18 protein-coding genes are annotated in these 17159 nt (G+C 68.0%); 8 read left to right on the top strand and 10 right to left on the bottom strand.

From position 1 onward, the window contains the following. Positions 1-108 precede the first annotated feature (108 nt). The 4 genes from ACO07K_RS01725 to ACO07K_RS01710 are packed head-to-tail and all read right to left on the bottom strand — an operon-like array spanning position 109 to position 3257. Entirely contained in the window at positions 109-1122 is a 1014-nt protein-coding gene (locus ACO07K_RS01725; protein ID WP_422034207.1) for an LLM class flavin-dependent oxidoreductase, read from the bottom strand. 5 nt (positions 1123-1127) lie between these two features. Beyond that, a complete protein-coding gene (locus ACO07K_RS01720; RefSeq protein WP_422034205.1) occupies positions 1128-2081 on the bottom strand; it encodes an acetyl-CoA carboxylase carboxyltransferase subunit alpha in 954 nt (317 codons plus the stop codon). Between the two features lie 33 nt (positions 2082-2114). Further along, positions 2115-3056, bottom strand: coding sequence for a site-specific tyrosine recombinase XerD (gene xerD, locus ACO07K_RS01715; protein ID WP_422034204.1), 942 nt, complete (start codon positions 3054-3056; stop codon positions 2115-2117). A gap of 54 nt (positions 3057-3110) precedes the next feature. After that, positions 3111-3257: a hypothetical protein gene (locus ACO07K_RS01710; RefSeq protein ID WP_422017075.1), complete on the bottom strand. Its 147-nt coding sequence runs from the start codon at positions 3255-3257 to the stop codon at positions 3111-3113. Between the two features lie 127 nt (positions 3258-3384). On the opposite strand from ACO07K_RS01710, the gene ACO07K_RS01705 reads away from it, so the two are divergent. From ACO07K_RS01705 to ACO07K_RS01690, 4 genes are read left to right on the top strand one after another with little or no spacing between them, the layout of a single operon-like run. Further along, positions 3385-3978, top strand: coding sequence for a shikimate kinase (locus ACO07K_RS01705; protein WP_422034203.1), 594 nt, complete (start codon positions 3385-3387; stop codon positions 3976-3978). Further along, complete coding sequence (gene aroB, locus ACO07K_RS01700; RefSeq protein ID WP_422034202.1) at positions 3975-5102, top strand: 3-dehydroquinate synthase; 1128 nt, start codon at positions 3975-3977, stop codon at positions 5100-5102. Before ACO07K_RS01705 ends, aroB begins: the two co-directional genes overlap by 4 nt. 7 nt (positions 5103-5109) lie before the next feature. Continuing rightward, positions 5110-6414, top strand: coding sequence for an HlyC/CorC family transporter (locus tag ACO07K_RS01695; RefSeq protein WP_422034201.1), 1305 nt, complete (start codon positions 5110-5112; stop codon positions 6412-6414). Between the two features lie 28 nt (positions 6415-6442). After that, on the top strand, positions 6443-7096 hold the full coding sequence (locus ACO07K_RS01690) for a DUF2889 domain-containing protein (protein ID WP_422034199.1): 654 nt from the start codon (positions 6443-6445) through the stop codon (positions 7094-7096). On the opposite strand, the gene ACO07K_RS01685 is transcribed toward ACO07K_RS01690, so the two are convergent. Continuing rightward, positions 7093-7374: a BolA family protein gene (locus ACO07K_RS01685; protein ID WP_422034198.1), complete on the bottom strand. Its 282-nt coding sequence runs from the start codon at positions 7372-7374 to the stop codon at positions 7093-7095. The two genes, ACO07K_RS01690 and ACO07K_RS01685, sit on opposite strands and share 4 nt — an antisense overlap. A 76-nt stretch (positions 7375-7450) precedes the next feature. Between ACO07K_RS01685 and ACO07K_RS01680 the strand changes: the two genes are divergently transcribed. From ACO07K_RS01680 to ACO07K_RS01665, 4 genes are all read left to right on the top strand, one after another. After that, positions 7451-8008, top strand: coding sequence for a J domain-containing protein (locus ACO07K_RS01680; protein WP_422034197.1), 558 nt, complete (start codon positions 7451-7453; stop codon positions 8006-8008). 112 nt (positions 8009-8120) lie between these two features. Continuing rightward, complete coding sequence (cobS, locus tag ACO07K_RS01675) at positions 8121-9125, top strand: cobaltochelatase subunit CobS (RefSeq protein ID WP_298311969.1); 1005 nt, start codon at positions 8121-8123, stop codon at positions 9123-9125. 18 nt (positions 9126-9143) lie between these two features. Continuing rightward, on the top strand, positions 9144-11060 hold the full coding sequence (gene cobT, locus ACO07K_RS01670; RefSeq protein ID WP_422034196.1) for a cobaltochelatase subunit CobT: 1917 nt from the start codon (positions 9144-9146) through the stop codon (positions 11058-11060). A 17-nt stretch (positions 11061-11077) separates the two neighbouring features. Further along, the gene (locus ACO07K_RS01665) at positions 11078-12073 is read left to right on the top strand and encodes an esterase-like activity of phytase family protein (protein WP_422034195.1); all 996 of its coding nucleotides are present in this window, start codon (positions 11078-11080) and stop codon (positions 12071-12073) included. A gap of 135 nt (positions 12074-12208) precedes the next feature. Here the strand turns inward: ACO07K_RS01665 and rpmB are convergent, their stop codons facing one another. The 5 genes from rpmB to ACO07K_RS01640 all read right to left on the bottom strand — a co-directional run bounded on the left by rpmB (position 12209) and on the right by ACO07K_RS01640 (position 17087). Next, entirely contained in the window at positions 12209-12514 is a 306-nt protein-coding gene (gene rpmB, locus ACO07K_RS01660) for a 50S ribosomal protein L28 (RefSeq protein ID WP_298311961.1), read from the bottom strand. A gap of 74 nt (positions 12515-12588) precedes the next feature. Beyond that, positions 12589-13071, bottom strand: a complete 483-nt coding sequence (locus tag ACO07K_RS01655) for a YcgN family cysteine cluster protein (RefSeq protein ID WP_422034193.1) — start codon at positions 13069-13071, stop codon at positions 12589-12591. Then, the gene (meaB, locus tag ACO07K_RS01650) at positions 13061-14059 is read right to left on the bottom strand and encodes a methylmalonyl Co-A mutase-associated GTPase MeaB (protein ID WP_422034191.1); all 999 of its coding nucleotides are present in this window, start codon (positions 14057-14059) and stop codon (positions 13061-13063) included. Before meaB ends, ACO07K_RS01655 begins: the two co-directional genes overlap by 11 nt. Before the next feature lie 15 nt (positions 14060-14074). Further along, positions 14075-15232: an MFS transporter gene (locus ACO07K_RS01645; protein ID WP_422034190.1), complete on the bottom strand. Its 1158-nt coding sequence runs from the start codon at positions 15230-15232 to the stop codon at positions 14075-14077. Beyond that, positions 15219-17087 carry an ABCB family ABC transporter ATP-binding protein/permease gene (locus tag ACO07K_RS01640; protein ID WP_422034189.1) on the bottom strand — a complete coding sequence of 623 codons (1869 nt, stop codon included), beginning with the start codon at positions 17085-17087 and terminating at the stop codon, positions 15219-15221. The genes ACO07K_RS01645 and ACO07K_RS01640 overlap by 14 nt, the downstream gene beginning before the upstream one ends. Positions 17088-17159: the final 72 nt, after the last annotated feature.

Below are 17159 nucleotides of genomic sequence, written 5' to 3'. Positions count from 1 at the left end.
GCGAGGCGGAGTGGAGAGACCTTCTCTCCACAATTTGCCGGCTATTTGTCGATAGAAGGTCTCTCCACTCCGCGCTGCGCGCTCCGGTCGAGACGACGGGTTTAGTTTTCAGCTTAACCCGAATTCCTCGGCCAGCAATTCGTAGGAGCGTTTGCGCTTCTCGAAGTCGTAGCAGATCGTCACCGCCATGATCTCGTCGACCTCGTAGGCGGCGGCGTGGCGTTCGAGGCCCGCCCTCACCGTCTTGGGCGAGCCGACCACCGAGCGGCGGCGCAGCGCCGGCAGCCAGCGCTCCGCGCCGGGCGCTTTGGCGGCTTCCGTCGCTTCCGCGACCGACGGGACGGGCCCCGGATTGCCGAGCGTCCGCAGACGCATCGCCCAGACCTCGCGGCTGCGCGACAGCAGGTCGGCCTCCTCGTCGGTCTCGGCGCAGAGCACCGAGATCGCCATCATCGGCAAGGGCTTGGGATGAAGTGACGACGGCTTGAAGTGGGCACGATAGGCGCGCGTCACCCCATCGCCGCCATCGGGATTGATGAAATGCGCGAAGCAGAAGGGCAGGCCGAAATGGGCGGCCAAGGCGGCGCTGTCGTCGCTCGATCCCAGCAGCCAGACGTCGGGAGCCGTCTCGCCGGTCGGCTGCGCCACGACGCCGGTGCCTTCGTGGTTCAGCGGCAGCGCGTCGTGCAGCCAGGCGACCAGGTCGCGTACCTGGTAGGGATACTTCTCCGCATCGCTCCAGTTGGGCTTGCCGTCGGCCAGGATGCGCATCGTGTGCTGGTCGCTGCCCGGGGCTCGCCCGATACCGACATCGATGCGGCCGGGGAACAGCGTCTCCAGCATGCGGAAGTTCTCCGCCACCTTGTAGGCGCTGTAGTGCGGCAGCATCACGCCGCCCGATCCGACCCGGATGCGCTCGGTGAGGCCCGCGACCCGCGTGATCAAGACCTCGGGCGTCGAGCCGGCCAGCGCCTCGCTGCTATGGTGCTCGGCCAGCCAGTAGCGCGTGTAGCCGAGCCGGTCGCAAAGCTGCGCCAGTTCGAGCGTGTCGCGCACGGCTTCGGCCGGCGTGCCGCCCTTGCGGATCGGCGACTGGTCGAGAACGCTGAGGCGCAGCGACAAGGAAGTCAGAGACCCTTCTTGCCCATAGCCAGGAACTTGTCCTGGCGACGCTCGCGCAACGTGTCGGCGTCGAGCTTGGACAGGTCGGCGATCGCTTCGGCCACGACCTTGCCCACGACGTCGATCGTCTCGCCGGGCGCGCGATGGGCGCCGCCCATCGGCTCGGGGATCACGTCGTCGATCACTTCGAGCTTCCTGAGATCGGCCGCTGTCACCTTCATCGCCTCGGCGGCATCCTGCGCGTTGGCGTTGTTGCGCCACAGGATCGAGGCGCAGCCTTCCGGTGTGATCACCGAGTAGACCGAGTTCTCCAGCATGTAGACGCGGTCGGCCGAGGCGATGGCGAGCGCACCGCCCGAACCGCCCTCGCCGATCACCACGCTGACCAGCGGCACGCCGAGCCCGAGGCAGGTCTCGATCGAGCTGGCGATCGCTTCCGCCTGGCCGCGCGCCTCGGCCTCGATACCGGGATAGGCGCCCGGCGTGTCGACCAGGGTCAGCACCGGCAGCTTGAAGCGGTCGGCCAGCCGCATCAGGCGCTGCGCCTTGCGATAGCCTTCGGGCCGCGCCATGCCGAAATTGTGCTTGATGCGCGAGTCGGTGTCGTCGCCCTTCTGCTGGCCCAGCACCACGATGCTGCGGCCCTGCAGTCGGCCCATGCCGCCCACGATGGCGGCGTCCTCGCCGAAGGCGCGGTCGCCGGCCAGCGGCGTGTAGTCGGTGATCAGCCGGTCGATATAGGCCTGGGCATGCGGCCGCTCGGCATGGCGGGCAACCTGCACCCGTTGCCACGGCGTCAGCTTGGCGTAGGTCGCGCGAATCTGCTTATGCGCCTTTTCCTGCAGGCGCATGACTTCCTCGGCGATGTCGACATCGCCGGAATTGGGAAGATGCCGAAGCTCGGCGATCTTGCCTTCCAGCTCCGCAATCGGCTTCTCGAAGTCGAGGTAAATCGTCATTGCGGGCAGGTGTCGCCCGGTCGTCGAATCCTGTCAACCGGCCGGCCGGCGCTTTCGCCGGGCCAGCGGGTGATGCTCCTGGACCAGGGAGCGCAGCTTTTCGTCGAGCACATGCGTGTAGATCTGCGTGGTGGCGATATCTGCATGGCCCAGCATCAATTGGACCGAGCGCAGATCGGCGCCTCCCGCCAGCAGATGGCTGGCGAAAGCGTGGCGCAACACGTGCGGCGACACCCGCGCGGGATCGATGTCCGCGGCCAGCGCGGCTTCCTTCAGGAGCTGTGCGAAACGCTGTCGTGTCAGGTGCCCGGTGCGGCCGCGCGAGGGGAACAGGAACCGCGAGGTCTCGCCCTCGGCCAGCTGACCGCGGCGCATGTGCAGCCACGCGACGATGGCCGTCCGCGCCGGGTCCGACAGCGGCACCAGCCGCTCCTTGTCGCCCTTGCCGCGGACCAGCAGCATCGAGGGATCGCGTTCGACGGCGGACAGGGGAAGGCTCACCAGCTCCGACACGCGCAGACCGGCTGCGTAGAGGATCTCCAGCAGCGTGGCCATGCGCCCGCCATCGACCGCGTCCTTGGTCCGCGCCGCCTCGATCAGCCGGTCGACTTCCTCGCGCGACAGGACCTTGGGCAGAGGCCGCCCCAGCCGCGGCGAATCCAGGGTGCTGGCCGGATCGTCCTCGCGCAGCCGCTCCGCGAGCAGGAAACGGAAGAACTGGCGCATCACCGAAAGACGGCGCGCGACCGTGCGCGGCGTCATGCCGACGAAGTCGAGCGACTTCAGATAGGCGCGCAACGCCGCCGCATCCGCCGTCGCCGGGCTCTGCTTGCGCCGCCCCAGGAAACCCTGGAGATCGGCCAGGTCGGCGCCATAGGCCAGCAGCGTGTTCTTGGAGGCGCCGCGCTCCGCCTGCAGCATCTCGAGAAAGGCCTCGGCCTCGCGGACATGCTTGAAGGGCGGCTTGCGCTTCATCGGCCGCGCGCGATCGAGACTGTGGAAGCCGGTCGAACCGTCAGCCCGCTGCAGTCAGCGCGCAAAACGTTCATTGGGCACCGTGATCTCGAAGTGCTTGAGTGGGGGGCGCGGTTCGACGAACGCAAGGGCCACCAACCCGGCAAACACCAGGGTCAGGACGGCGACGATGATCACAGGCCCGAGACGCAGGGTGGGCATGCTGAATCGGTTTCGGGAGCGGAACAGGGCCACGACCGCGGCAACCTACCCGCCTGCCGTCCGGGCGGCAATTGCCGAGAGCGATCTCGGCCCACTTCGGGACCGGTCGCTTGAAACCCGCGTCATTATGGGCGACATCCATGGCCTGCAGCTCGACATGGACGCCACTTCCCCCCTGTCCTTGCCGCGCACCGTTGCCCTCGTCGGGTTGATGGGCGCGGGCAAGAGCGCCATCGGCAAGCGACTGGCGGCAAGGCTCGGCCTCCCGTTCGTCGATGCAGACGACGAGATCGAGCGCGCGGCCGGCTGCACGATCGCTGAATTCTTCGAACGATATGGCGAACAGGAGTTTCGCGCCGGCGAGCGCCGCGTGATCGGCCGCCTGCTGGAGGAGACGCCGCACGTCCTGTCGACGGGTGGCGGCGCTTACATGGACCCCGAGACGCGGTCGCTGATGAAGACCCGCGCGCTGACGGTCTGGCTGCGCGCCGAACTCGACGTGCTGTTCGACCGGGTGAAGAAGCGCACGCACCGGCCGCTGCTCCGCCAGGGCGATCCCAAGGAAATTCTCGCGCGCCTGATGCAGCAGCGCTACCCGATCTACGCCGAGGCCGACATCGTGGTCGATTCGACCGCGCAGCCGGCCGAGCGCACCACGGAACAGGTCCTCGACGCGATCCGCGCGTATCTGCAGGCCCAGACATCAGGACAAACGACATGAGTTCGCCCCGCACCATCCGCGTCGACCTGGCCGGTCGCGACTATGACATCGCCATCGGTCCCGGCCTGATCGACCGCGCCGGCGAGCTCGCGCGCCCGCTGCTGGCCGCGCCGCGGGTCACCATCGTGAGCGACGACACCGTGGCGCCGCTCTACGGCGCGCGCCTCGCCGCTTCGTTCGACAGGGCCGGCATCGAGACCCGCACGGTCACCGTGCCCGCCGGCGAAAGCAGCAAGGACTTCGCGAGCTTCGGCCGCCTGATGAACGACCTGCTCGACCTGCGCCCCGACCGCAAGACCACGCTGGTGGCGCTGGGCGGCGGCGTCGTCGGAGACCTCACGGGCTTCGCCGCGGCCGTGCTGTTGCGCGGCGTCGACTTCATCCAGGTGCCGACGACCCTTCTGGCACAGGTCGATTCCTCGGTCGGCGGCAAGACCGGCATCAATACGCGACACGGCAAGAACCTGGTCGGCGCCTTCTACCAGCCGCGCCTCGTGCTGGCCGACACCACGGTGCTCGACACGCTGCCGCGCCGCGAGCTGCTGGCGGGCTATGCCGAGGTCGCGAAGTACGGGCTGATCGACGATCCGGATTTCTTTACCTGGTGCGAGAAGAACGGCGAGGCCGTGCTGGCGGGCGATGCCGCGGCACGCACCTACGCGATCGAGCAGAGCTGCCTTTCCAAGGCGCGCATCGTGGCCGCCGACGAGCGCGAGACCACCGACCTGCGCGCGCTGCTCAATCTCGGCCACACGTTCGGCCATGCGCTGGAGGCCGAAACCGGCTTCGGCGGGGCGCTGCTGCACGGCGAGGCGGTCGGCGCGGGCATGGCGATGGCCTTCGATCTCTCGGCCCGGCTGGGCCTCTGCCCGCCCGAGGATGCGGAGCGTGTGCGCCGCCATCTCGGCGCCGTCGGACTGCCGGTCCGGCTGCGCACGATCGGCGGCGACAACAGCCGCATCTGGAGCGCGGCGAAGCTGATCGAGCACATGCGCGGCGACAAGAAGGCCGAGGGCGGCAAGCTCACCTTCGTGCTCGCGCGCGGCATCGGCCGCTCCTTCGTCACCCGCGACGTCGACGAGGCCGGCCTGCGCGGCCTGCTCGACGACGCCATCGCGGCCTAGGCCGGGCATGGACGCCGAACTCCATTTCGACATCCCGCTTTCGCTCGCGATCCCGCTCGTGGTGGTCTGCCTGTTCCTGGCGGCCTACCTCTCGGCCGCGGAGACGGCGATCACGGGCGCCTCGCGGCCGCGCATGCATCGCCTCGCCCTGCAGGGCCATCCGAAGGCCGTCATCGTGAATGCGCTGCTCGACCGCAAGGACGAGACGGTGAGCGCCGTCCTGCTGGGCAACAACGTGGTCAACATCTTCTCCGCCTCGCTCTCGACGGCGGTGCTGACGGCCCTGTTCGGCGCGGCGGGCGTGGTCTACGCCACCCTGGTCATCGGCGTCCTGATCGTCATCTTCGCCGAGGTCATGCCCAAGACCTGGGCGCTGCTGCGGGCCGACCGGGTGGCCCTGGCGCTGGCGCCGTCGATCATGGTCACGCTGACCATCCTGGGGCCGATGGCACGCGGGGTCGCCGCCGTCTCGCGCTTCTTCCTCCGGCTGCTGAAGGTGCGCACCGACCGCACGCCCGACGCCGACGAGCAGAGCGAAGCGCTGCGCGGCGCCATCGACCTGCACGGCGAGGGCCAGATCGGCGACAGCGCGCCCGCCGAGAAGGCGATGCTGCGCTCCGTGCTCGACCTGGGCGACCGCACGGTGGGCGACGTGATGACCCATCGCGGCAACGTCGCCCTGATCGACGCCGATCAGCCGACCGAGGCCATCGTCACGCAGATGCTGGCGGCGCCCTACACGCGCATCCCGCTCTATCGCGGCGAGGCCGACAATGTGGTGGGCATCATGCACGCCAAGGATCTCTTCCGGGCGGTCGAGGCGGCGGGCGGTCCGAAATCGGTGCAGATCGATCCGATCCTGACCCCGCCCTGGTTCATCCCGGAGTCGACGGTGCTGTTCGACCAGCTCGAGGCGTTCCGCGCCCGGCACGAGCATTTCGCCATCGTCGTCGACGAATACGGCGCGCTGCGCGGCATCGTGACGCTCGAGGACATCATCGAGGAGATCGTCGGCGACATCGAGGACGAGCACGATGCCATCCGCCGCGGTGTGGCCCGGCGCGACGACGGCAGCGTGGTCTGCCGGGGCGACGTGCCGATCCGCGACCTCAACCGCGAATTCGGCTGGGGCCTGCCCGAGAGTGTCGCCACGACCATCGCCGGGCTGGTGCTGCACGAGGCGCGCCGCATCCCCGAAGTCGGCCAGGTTTATGCATTTTACGGTTTCCGCTTCGAGATTCTGAAGCGCGAGGGCACCCGCGTCGCCGAGTTGCGGATCGTGCCGCCCGCCGCCATACAGGCGGGCAACTGACTTCCACCTGACACCACGAGGAACGACCATGCCGCTTTCGCCGCCGGTCGGGCGACAGCACCTTCATACGCGCCGCGTCGTCTGCCAGGGCTTTTTCCGCGACGACGGGCTGTGGGACATCGAGGGCCGCATCACCGACGAGAAGACCTACGAACACGCCAACGAATGGCGCGGCCCGCTGCAGCCGGGCGACTTCGTGCACGACATGTCGATCCGGCTGACGATCGACCACAAGTTCACGATCGTCGATGCCGAGGCGGTGACCGACAAGTCGCCCTACCGCATGTGCGGCGACATCGCGCCGGCCTTCAAGAAGCTGATCGGCCTGCGCATCGGCGGCGGCTTCCACCGGGCGGTGCGCGAGCGGCTGGGCGGCATCCATGGCTGCACGCACATCGTCGAGCTGCTGGGGCCGGTCGCCACGACGGTCTTCCAGACCGTTTCGTCGAAGAAGGCGCAGGATCTCAACCGGGCGCATCGCGAGAAGACCGGCACCCTGCCGCCGAAGGATCCGAACGCGCCCGCCAAGCCGCCGCGCAAGCCCTACATGCTCGACACCTGCCACACCTGGGCGTCGGACAGTGAGGTCACCCGGCGCTGGGTGCCGCACTTCTATACCGGCCCCGACGCCGAAGCCGTGCGCGCCGCCGTCGACGGCAAGGACGTGGAGATGGAAGGCTAGCGCTTTCCGTCTTCGGCCGGCGTCAGGGTTTCCATCGCCAGCGCATGCAGGCCGGCGTCGAGTTCTTCCTTGAGGGCGGCATAGACGAGGCGCTGGCGGGCGACACGGGTCTTTCCCTCGAAGGCCTGCGACACGATCTCCACCCGGAAATGAGTCTCGCCCCCTTCGCGCCATCCGGCATGGCCGTGATGCTTCGAGGATTCGTCTTCGATGGCCAGGCGCACCGGCACGAAGGCCGCCCGAAGCTTGCTGTCAATCGCCGTTGCCACTTTGCCCATGACCATCTTGCCTCATCTTGCCGGTTCAATTGGTTGAACACATATTAGCCCGATGGCCCGACGGCGAGCGAACCCATTGGCGGCACTGGACGGTGCGAAGCTGCACCAGCGCGTCTGCGAGGCACCGGGCTGCCGGCTCGCCGGTGAATATCGTGCGCCGCGCGCGCGCGACAAGCTCGACGAGTATCGCTGGTTCTGCCTCGAGCATGTCCGCGACTACAACAAGAAGTGGGATTATTTCGCCGGCCTGGACTCCGACGAGATCGAGGCCCACATCCGCGCTGACACGACCTGGCGGCGCCCGGTCTGGCCGCTGGGCGCCCGCCGCAACGGCAATCCCTACGCCCACATCAAGGACCCGTTCGGCCTGGCCGACGATGCCGGTCTCGGGGAGAAGCCGCCGCCGAAGTACGATGGCAGCGAACAACTCACCCCGGCGGAGCGCAACGCGCTCGATGTCCTCGAACTTTCATGGCCGCTTACCCGGAAAGTCGTGAAATCCCGGTACAAGGAGCTGGTGAAGCTCCACCACCCGGACGCCAACGGCGGCGCCCGGGAGGCCGAGGAGAAGCTCAAGGAGATCAACGCCGCCTATTCCACTCTGCGAGCCTGCGAATCTCTCCCCGTGGAATGATTTAGCCCTGCTTGGGGCCGCTCCTGCATTTGGCCGCTTGCAGTGCACAATCCTGCCTGCGACTATCAATTGGCCCGCAATTGGCGGGCATTGTTTTGTAGGAATTCGTGTGATGGCCTCTACGACGACCGCGGCGCGTCAGAATGTTTCGGGCATGCCGGATATCAAGGTTTCTGCGCGTCAGGTTTTCGGCATCGATACCGACATGGAAGTGCCGGCTTTCAGCACACCGACCGAGCACGTGCCCCAGGTCGACGATGCCTACCTGTTCGACCACGACACGACGATGGCGATCCTCGCCGGCTTCGCCCACAATCGCCGTGTGATGGTCCAGGGCTATCACGGCACCGGCAAGTCGACGCACATCGAGCAGGTCGCGTCGCGCCTCAACTGGCCGTGCCTCCGCGTCAACCTCGACAGCCACATCTCGCGTATCGACCTGATCGGCAAGGACGCCATCGTGCTGCGCGACGGCAAGCAGGTGACCGAGTTCCGTGAGGGCATCCTGCCGTGGGCGCTGCAGAACCCGACGGCCCTGGTGTTCGACGAATACGATGCCGGCCGCGCCGACGTCATGTTCGTGATCCAGCGCGTGCTCGAGGTCGACGGCAAGCTCACCCTGCTCGACCAGAACAAGGTCATCCATCCGCATCCGGCGTTCCGCCTGTTCTCGACCGCCAACACGGTCGGCCTCGGCGACACGACCGGCCTCTATCACGGCACGCAGCAGATCAACCAGGGCCAGATGGACCGCTGGTCGATCGTGACGACGCTGAACTACCTGCCGCACGAGCAGGAAGTGAACATCGTCGCCGCCAAGACGCCGCACTACAACAGCGACGAAGGCCGCAAGACCATCGCCGCCATGGTGGCGCTGGCCGAGCTGACGCGCGCGGGCTTCATCGCCGGCGACATCTCGACCGTGATGTCGCCGCGTACGGTGATCACCTGGGCCGAGAATGCGCGCATCTTCGGGGGCGACGTGGGCTTTGCCTTCCGTCTCACCTTCCTGAACAAGTGCGACGAGGTCGAGCGCAGCACGCTCGCCGAGTACTATCAACGCTGCTTCGGCAAGGAATTGCCGGCGACGAGCGGCAAGGGCGGCAAGCTGCACTAAGTTAGTAAAGAGGGCCGCATGGCCAAGGACTCCACTCCCCTCGAGGAGTTTCGTCGCGTCACCGCCACCACAATGCGGGCGGTGTCGCGCAAGGAAGTGAACGTAGCCTTCGTCCCCGACGGCGGTTCACTGCTGGGCCAGGAAGCCCGCATCACCGTGCCGGCGCGCGATCTGCCGGTCGAGGATGTGAGCCGCGTCCGCGGCGAGGCCGATTCGATGGCGCTGAAGCTGCGCCATCACGATCGCAAGACCCATCTGCGCCGCGTGCCCCGCGGCGAGGCGGCGCGCGCGATCTTCGAGGCGGTCGAGCAGGTCCGCGTCGAGGCGCTGGGTGCCCGCAAGATGGTCGGCGTCGCCGACAACCTCTCCGCCCTGTGGCGCCAGCGCTCCGACCAGCGCGGCCATGCCCGTATCAAGACCAAGGAAGACGCGCCGATCGCCGACGTGATCGGTCTGATCGCCCGCGAGCAGCTGCTCGGCGCCGAGCCGCCCGAATCGGCCAAGGCGATGGTCGACATGTGGCGCGCCGACATCGAGAGTGCCGCCGGCCGAGACTTCCAGAAGCTGCGCGATTCGCTCGCCAACCAGGAAGCCTTCGCCCGCGCCGCCCGCCAGCTCATTCGCGACCTCAAGCTGGGCGACGAGACGGCCGAGCTGCAGGACGACGACAACGAGGACTCGCAGGATCAGGAGAACGCCGACGGTCAGTCGAACGAGACCGGCGACGACCAGAGCGATTCGAGCGAGACCCAGGGCTATGGCGCCCAGGGCGAGGAGAGCGAGGACGCGTCCGAGCAGGACGACGCCTCCGAGACCGCCGCCGACCAGGCCCAGACCGAGATGCAGATGGGCTCGGGCGACGAGGAGGAGCCGGGCCGCGCCGAGCGTCCGTGGCTGCCGCCGGGCGCGCTCAGCAACGAGCCCGCCGGCCAGCAGTATCACGCCTATTCCAACAAGTTCGACGAGATCGTCGAGGCCGACGCGCTGTGCGACGCCGAGGAACTCGGCCGCCTGCGCAATCATCTCGACCAGCAGCTGGCGCATCTCCAGGGCGTCATCGGCAAACTGGCCAACCGCCTGCAGCGCCGCCTGATGGCGCAGCAGAACCGCGCCTGGGAATTCGATCTCGACGAGGGCATCCTCGACGCCGCGCGCCTCACCCGCGTCGTCACCAACCCGATGCATGCGCTGTCGTTCAAGACCGAGCGCGACACCAACTTCCGCGACACCGTGGTCTCGCTGCTGATCGACAATTCGGGCTCGATGCGCGGCCGGCCGATCACGGTGGCGGCGATGAGCGCCGACATCCTCGCCCGCACGCTGGAGCGCTGCGGCGTGAAGGTCGAGATCCTGGGCTTCACGACGCGCGCCTGGAAGGGCGGCCAGAGCCGCGAGCAGTGGCTCGCCGCCGGCAAGCCGGCCAACCCGGGCCGTCTCAACGACCTGCGCCACATCGTCTACAAGCCGGCCGATGCGCCGTGGCGACGCGCCCGCAAGAACCTGGGCCTGATGCTGCGCGAAGGCATCCTCAAGGAGAACATCGACGGCGAGGCGCTGCTGTGGGCGCACAGCCGCCTGCTGCCGCGTCCCGAAGAGCGCAAGATCATGATGGTCATCTCCGACGGCGCGCCGGTCGACGATTCGACCCTGTCGGTCAATCCGGGCAACTATCTCGAGCGGCATCTGCGCGACGTCATCGACTGGATCGAGACGCGCTCGCCGGTCGAACTGGTCGCCATCGGCATCGGCCATGACGTCACGCGCTACTATCGCCGTGCCGTCACCATCGTCGACGCCGACCAGCTGGGCGGCACGATGATGGAGCAGCTCGCCTCCCTGTTCGACGACGACGAGAAGAAGGACACGCGCGCCGCCGGCGGTTCGCGCAAGGGCGCAGGCAAGCTCGGAGCCAAATCCGGTAAGCGCGCGGCCTGATCGCACGTCTGCCTCCGGTGGCCAACCGCGTCCTTCTCACGCTCTGCCTGCTCGTCGCGGCCTGCGCCGGCGTCTCGCCGCCGCCGGCCGGCGCGCAGGAACAGCCTGTCACCATCGAGAGCTCGCCGCTCACGCTCAAGATCGACGAGCCCAAGGCTGCGCGCGTCGGCCGCCTCGTCTGGCGGGGCGGCCTCGAGATGCGCGCCAGCCTGCGCAACTTCGGCGGCCTGTCTGACCTGCACGTCACGCCCGACAACCGCACCCTCACCTCGATCTCCGACGAGGGTGCCTGGCTGGTCGCCACGCCCCGCTTCGACGCCAACGGCACCCTGGTTGGCCTGGACGATGCCCGGATGGGGCAGCTGCGCGGCCTCGACGGCAAGCCGATCGAGAGCAAGCCCGAAGCCGATGCGGAGGCGTTCGCGCGCCTGCCCGACGGATCGTGGCTGGTGGCCTTCGAGCGCCGCCACCGGCTGTGGCGCTATCGCACGCTGACGGAGATGCCGCTTCCGGTCGAAGGCCCGGCCGAGATCGGCCGCCAGCCCGCCAACGGCGGCATCGAGGCGATGGCGGCCCTCGCGGACGGCACGGTGATCGCGATCAGCGAGGAATACAGCCGGCAGGCCGATACGGTGACGGGATGGATCGGCAAGCCCGAGGCGGACGGCCGCTACGCCTGGAGCGCCTTCGCCTACGCCACCATCCCCGATTACAAGCCGACGGCGCTGGCAGTTCTGCCGGACGGCTCGTTCGCCACGCTGGAGCGGGCCTTCGACATGGTGCGCGGGGTGCGCGTCCGGGTGATGCGGTTCGACGCCAACCAGCTCCAACCCGGTGCGACGGTAAAGCCCGAGGAGCTGGCGCGCCTTGCCTCACCCTATGCGGTCGACAATCTCGAAGGGCTGGCGGCAACGCGCGGCGCCAAAGGCGAGACGCTGCTCTGGCTGATATCGGATGACAATTTCAATCCGCTTCAGCGCAACATTCTGATGCTGTTCGAATTATCTCAATAGGCCCCCTCCCCATTCAAATGGGGAGGTGTCGTCGTCTTACGACGACGGAGGGGTCACGAGGGGCGTTCGTCCTTCGGCGCTCTCGGACAGTGCAAGGCAATGTCCTGTCGCTCAGGAGGCTGAGCTTCGCTCAGCCTAAGCCGCCTTCTTGGCTTCCTTCTTGCCCTTGGCCGACACGACGCGGCGCTTCAGCACCTTCATCTCGGGCGAGAGCTTGCTGTCGTTCGTGTCGAGCAGGTAGGCGTCGATGCCGCCATTATGCTCGATCGTCTTGATGCCGCGGGGGGTCAGGCGCAGGCGCACCGCATGGCCAAGCGCATCCGACAGGACCGAAGCGACCTGGAGGTTCGACATGAACCGGCGCTTCGTCTTGTTGTTGGCGTGGCTCACATTGTTGCCGTACTGGACAGACTTGCCCGAGAGGGCGCAACGACGAGGCATGGCGATATCCGCTAAAAAAACGATCCCGCCGGAGGGCGGGAAGGCCGGCTTTTTACGGGCCTGAAGGGTGCCCGTCAAGCGAACCAGTCCACCACTCTTTCGCTGATATCCTCGACCTGATCCTCGGGGATCACCCGCCCCCGGGCCGAGATCCCCGCCTCGTGCACGGTATTCGGATCCCCGGAGACCAGCGGATGCCACCAATAGAGGTCCTGCTTCAGGTGGACCAGCCGGTAGCCACAAGTCCTGGGGAGCCAGTCCATCTTGGCCACCACCTTTGGGGTCAGCTGAATGCACTCGGGCACGATCTTCTTGCGGTTCTTGTAGTCCTTGCAGAGCGCCGTCTTGGGATCCAGCAGCCGGCAGCAGGTGTCGGTCTGGGCAAGCTCGCCCGTGCCCTCGTATTCCAACTTGTTGACGCAGCACATGCCGCAGCCGTCGCAGAGCGATTCCCACTCCTGCTGGGTCATCTCGGCGAGGGTCTTGCGCTTCCAGAAAGGCCCCTGCTGGGCTTCGGCGGCGCGGCGCGCCCGCTTGAGGAAGGATTTAGCGGCCATGGAAGGCTTGTAGCATGGATCGGGCCGCCGCGGCGGGCGTGAGCCGGCCGGCCTCGACCTCGCGCTCCAGGGCGCCGACCCGCCGCCGGACCTCGGGATGCCCCTTCAGCTCCGCCAGAAGGGTCTCGCCGACCTCGTTCCACATCCAGGCGCGGGCCTGCTCGGCGCGGCGCTTCTGGATCCCCGTCTCGCCCACCGCCTTGTTGAAGCGCTCGACGACCTCCCAGATTTCGAGAATGCCCTCGCCCGTCTGGGCCGAGCTGGTCGTGACCTCGGGCGTCCATCCGGGGGTCGGCGAGCGCAGCATGCGCAGCGCATGCTGGTAGTCGGCGGCCGAGCGCCTGGCCGTGGCCTTGAGGTCGCCGTCGGCCTTGTTGACCACGATCAGGTCGGCGAGTTCGATGACGCCGCGCTTGATGCCCTGCAGGTCGTCGCCGCCGGCCGGCAGCAGCAGCACGATGAACATGTCGACCATGTCTGAGACGGCCGTCTCCGACTGGCCGACGCCCACCGTCTCGACGATCACCGTGTCGAAACCGGCGGCTTCCACCAGCAGCATGGTCTCGCGGGTGCGGCGCGCCACTCCCCCCAGGGTGATCCCGGCCGGCGACGGCCGGATGAAGGCGCCCGGACGGCGCGACAGCTCTTCCATGCGTGTCTTGTCGCCCAGGATCGAACCGCCGCCGCGCTTGGACGAGGGATCGATCGCCAGCACGGCGAGAGACCGGCCGCGGTCGAGCAGCGACAGGCCGAAACGCTCGATCAGGGTGGACTTGCCGACGCCCGGCACGCCGGTGATGCCGAGCCGCACCGAGCGGCCGCTATGCGGCAGCACCTCGGCCAGCAGGGCATCGGCGCGCGCGCGGTGGTCGCTGCGGGTCGATTCGATCAGGGTGATGGCCTGTGCGAGCGCACGCCGGTTGCCCGCCAGCAGGGGCGCAAGAAGGGGGTCGGCCGACTCGCCGGAAATCGCTGCGGACGCATTCATCGGCAACCAGCCTTATCAGCCGCGGCGGCGCATTGCCAGCAAGGCGCCCACCGTGGCGATCGCGTAGAAAAAGCCCAGCGTCCAGCCGAGGCCGGGCTCGCCAACCGTATCCATGGCGGCGCCGGTCAGCGGTCGGCCGACCAGCCCGCCTGCGATATAGATCAGGCTGAAAGCCGTATTCGCGCGGGCGATGTCGCCGCCGTTGAAGCGCTGGCCGAGCAGCGCCAGGCCCACCGGATAGATGGCGAACGAGATGCCGCCCCACAGCATGATGACGCCCACGATGGCGAGCGACTGCGCCGGCACGAAGGTGAGACCGATCACCAGCGCCGCACTGACCATTGCGAGTCCCGCCAGCACGCCGCGCCGGTCGAAATGGTCGGCCAGCCAGCCGATCGGCCATTGCAGGGCCACGTTGCCGACCACGAAGGCCGAGAGCCACAGCGCGCCGGTCTCCGGCGCGACGCCGGCGCTGACCGCATAGACCGGCAGGAAACTGAAGGCGACCTGCTCGCCCAGGCCTCCCGCAAAGGCCGCGAGCATGGCCAGCGGTGCCGCCACGAAGATGGCGCCGTAGCCACTGTCGGCGTGATGCCGGATCGCCGGCGCCCGGTACCGGTAGGGCAGCAGCGGCAGGGCGACCAGAAGGGCGAGCCCGGCGCAGGTCAGGAACGGCACCGGCCCGTAGACGCCGACGATCTGCAGCACGAAGGGTCCCAGCGCCATGCCGCCCGCGAACATCGCGGCATAGATCGCCATGACCCGGCCGCGCCGCTTCTCCTCGACGACGAGGTTCATCCAGATCTCGCTCACCACCCACGGCACGCCGCCGACCGCGCCGTGCAGGAAGGAGAGCATGAACCAGGCAACCGGATCCGTGGTCAGCGTATAGCCGACCGTGCACAGGGAACCGGCCAGGACGGCGGCCAGGATGAGCGGCACGGCGCCGAAACGGGCGGCCAGCCGGGGAATGTACGGCCCGGTCGTGAGCATGCCGAGCGCCCAGGCGGCGGCGACGATGCCGATGGTGAGCTTGTCCTCGCCCTGCCGCTCCAGCGCGAGCGGCACCAGCGGCATCACCGCGCCCGACTGCAGGCCGATGGCGGCGCAGGCGGCGAAGACGGGAACGAGGGAACGCCAGAGGCCGGTGGCGGGCGTGCTAGTCGCCGACACGCAGATGCCCCTCGGCGCGGAACGAGGCCGCCTCCTCGACGCGGCGCTCGGCCGCGGCGGCGGCCTCCTGCTGGCGGCGCCACATGTCGGCATACAGCCCGTTGCGCGCCAGCAGTTCACCGTGGCGGCCGCGCTCGGCGACCCGGCCGCGGTCGAGGACGATGATCTCGTCGGCATTGATGATGGTCGACAGGCGATGGGCGATGATCACCGTGGTGCGGCCGCGGCTGACCTCCTCCAGCGAGCGCTGGATTTCCTGCTCCGTGCGAGTATCGAGCGCGCTGGTCGCCTCGTCGAACAGCAGGATGCGCGGGTCCTTGAGGATGGTCCGCGCGATCGCCACGCGCTGCTTCTCGCCGCCCGAGAGTTTCAGCCCCCGCTCGCCCACCGTGGCCTCGTAGCCCTGCGGCAGGGCCACGATGAAATCGTGGATGCGGGCTAGGCGGGCGGCCTCCTCGACCTCCTCGCGGCTGGCCCCGGGCCTTCCATAGGCGATGTTGTAGTAGATGGTGTCGTTGAACAGGACCGTGTCCTGCGGCACGACGCCGATCGCGGCGCGCAGGCTCGCCTGCTGGACCTCGCGGATGTCCTGGCCGTCGATGCGCACATGGCCGGCCGACACGTCGTAGAAGCGGAACAGGATGCGCGAGATGGTCGACTTGCCGGCGCCGCTCGAGCCGACGATCGCCACCGTATGGCCGGGCGCCACGCGGAAGCTGACATCGTGCAGGATCGGTCGCGACGGCTCGTAGCAGAAGTCGACATGGTCGAACACGATCTCACCCCCGGCCACGGCGAGCGGGGGCGCGCCCGGCCTGTCGGCGATCTCGGCCGGCACGTCGAGGAGGCCGAACATCTTCTCCATGTTGACCAGCGCATTGCGGATCTCGCGATAGGCGAAGCCCAGCATGTTGAGCGGCATGTAGAGCTGGATCAGGAAGGCGTTGACCGCCACGAAGTCGCCGATCGTCATCGTGCCGGCGATCACGCCCTGGCCCGCCATCGCCATCACGGCGACGAGGCCCACGGAGATGATGGCTCCCTGCCCGATGTTGAGCAGCGAGAGCGTGCGGCTGGAGCGGATCGCGGCCTCCTCGTAGCGCCGGCGGCCGACATCGTAGCGCCGGGCCTCGTGCGGCTCGTTGCCGAAATACTTCACGGTCTCGAAATTCAGCAGGCTGTCGATCGCCTTGGCATTGGAATCGGTGTCGGCCTCGTTCATCGAGCGCACGAACTTGATGCGCCACTCCGAGAAGACGATCGAGAAGACGATGTAGACGCCGACCACGACCAGCGTCACGACGGAGAAGCGCCAGTCGTAGAGGCTCCACAGGATGCCGCCGACCAGCATGATCTCGAACAGCGTCGGCAGGATGTTGAAGGTCGTGAAGCGGATCAGGAAGTCCATGCCCTGCGTGCCGCGCTCGATGACGCGACTGATGCCGCCCGTCTGGCGCTCCAGATGGAACCGCAGAGACAGCGCATGGAGATGCCCGAACACTTCGAGCGCCAGGTTGCGGATCGCCCGCTGGGCTACGGGAGCGAAGATGGCGTCGCGAATTTCGCCGAAGGCCTGCGCCAGCACGCGGGCGGCCCCGTAGGCGACGATCAGGGCGATTGGCACCGCAACCGCCTGCGCCGCTTGCGTTCCCAGCGCATCCACGGCGTCCTTGTAGAGAAGCGGGACGTAGACGTTCGTGACCTTGGCCACCACCAGCAGCACCAGGGCGATCAGGACCCGGACGCGCAGCGCCAGTTCATTCTTCGGCCACAAATGGCGCCCGAGAATCTTGATCACCCCCCAGGCGCGGGGTCCGTCCACCTTGGGAATGCCGTCAGAGCCGGGTTTCGACATGAACGAAAAATGCCTTATTGGGCCACCATGTTGGATGGCGAAGGGCGCCGCGGCCTTCTATCCTGCCCGGCG

The organism is Reyranella sp. (assembly GCF_965228225.1).
Lineage (GTDB): Bacteria > Pseudomonadota > Alphaproteobacteria > Reyranellales > Reyranellaceae > Reyranella.
This window is presented reverse-complemented; position numbering and strand designations above follow the sequence as displayed.

What these genes read in the sequence shown, in the direction of transcription:
- cobT (WP_422034196.1), top strand. Translation starts at nt 9,144, where the DNA reads ATGGCCAAGGACTCCACTCCCCTCGAGGAGTTTCGTCGCGTCACCGCC.
- ACO07K_RS01690 (WP_422034199.1), top strand. Translation starts at nt 6,443, where the DNA reads ATGCCGCTTTCGCCGCCGGTCGGGCGACAGCACCTTCATACGCGCCGC.
- meaB (WP_422034191.1), bottom strand. Translation starts at nt 14,059, where the DNA reads ATGAATGCGTCCGCAGCGATTTCCGGCGAGTCGGCCGACCCCCTTCTT.
- ACO07K_RS01695 (WP_422034201.1), top strand. Translation starts at nt 5,110, where the DNA reads ATGGACGCCGAACTCCATTTCGACATCCCGCTTTCGCTCGCGATCCCG.
- ACO07K_RS01705 (WP_422034203.1), top strand. Translation starts at nt 3,385, where the DNA reads ATGGGCGACATCCATGGCCTGCAGCTCGACATGGACGCCACTTCCCCC.
- ACO07K_RS01655 (WP_422034193.1), bottom strand. Translation starts at nt 13,071, where the DNA reads ATGGCCGCTAAATCCTTCCTCAAGCGGGCGCGCCGCGCCGCCGAAGCC.
- ACO07K_RS01710 (WP_422017075.1), bottom strand. Translation starts at nt 3,257, where the DNA reads ATGCCCACCCTGCGTCTCGGGCCTGTGATCATCGTCGCCGTCCTGACC.
- ACO07K_RS01685 (WP_422034198.1), bottom strand. Translation starts at nt 7,374, where the DNA reads ATGGGCAAAGTGGCAACGGCGATTGACAGCAAGCTTCGGGCGGCCTTC.
- xerD (WP_422034204.1), bottom strand. Translation starts at nt 3,056, where the DNA reads ATGAAGCGCAAGCCGCCCTTCAAGCATGTCCGCGAGGCCGAGGCCTTT.
- cobS (WP_298311969.1), top strand. Translation starts at nt 8,121, where the DNA reads ATGGCCTCTACGACGACCGCGGCGCGTCAGAATGTTTCGGGCATGCCG.
- ACO07K_RS01640 (WP_422034189.1), bottom strand. Translation starts at nt 17,087, where the DNA reads ATGTCGAAACCCGGCTCTGACGGCATTCCCAAGGTGGACGGACCCCGC.
- aroB (WP_422034202.1), top strand. Translation starts at nt 3,975, where the DNA reads ATGAGTTCGCCCCGCACCATCCGCGTCGACCTGGCCGGTCGCGACTAT.
- ACO07K_RS01720 (WP_422034205.1), bottom strand. Translation starts at nt 2,081, where the DNA reads ATGACGATTTACCTCGACTTCGAGAAGCCGATTGCGGAGCTGGAAGGC.
- rpmB (WP_298311961.1), bottom strand. Translation starts at nt 12,514, where the DNA reads ATGCCTCGTCGTTGCGCCCTCTCGGGCAAGTCTGTCCAGTACGGCAAC.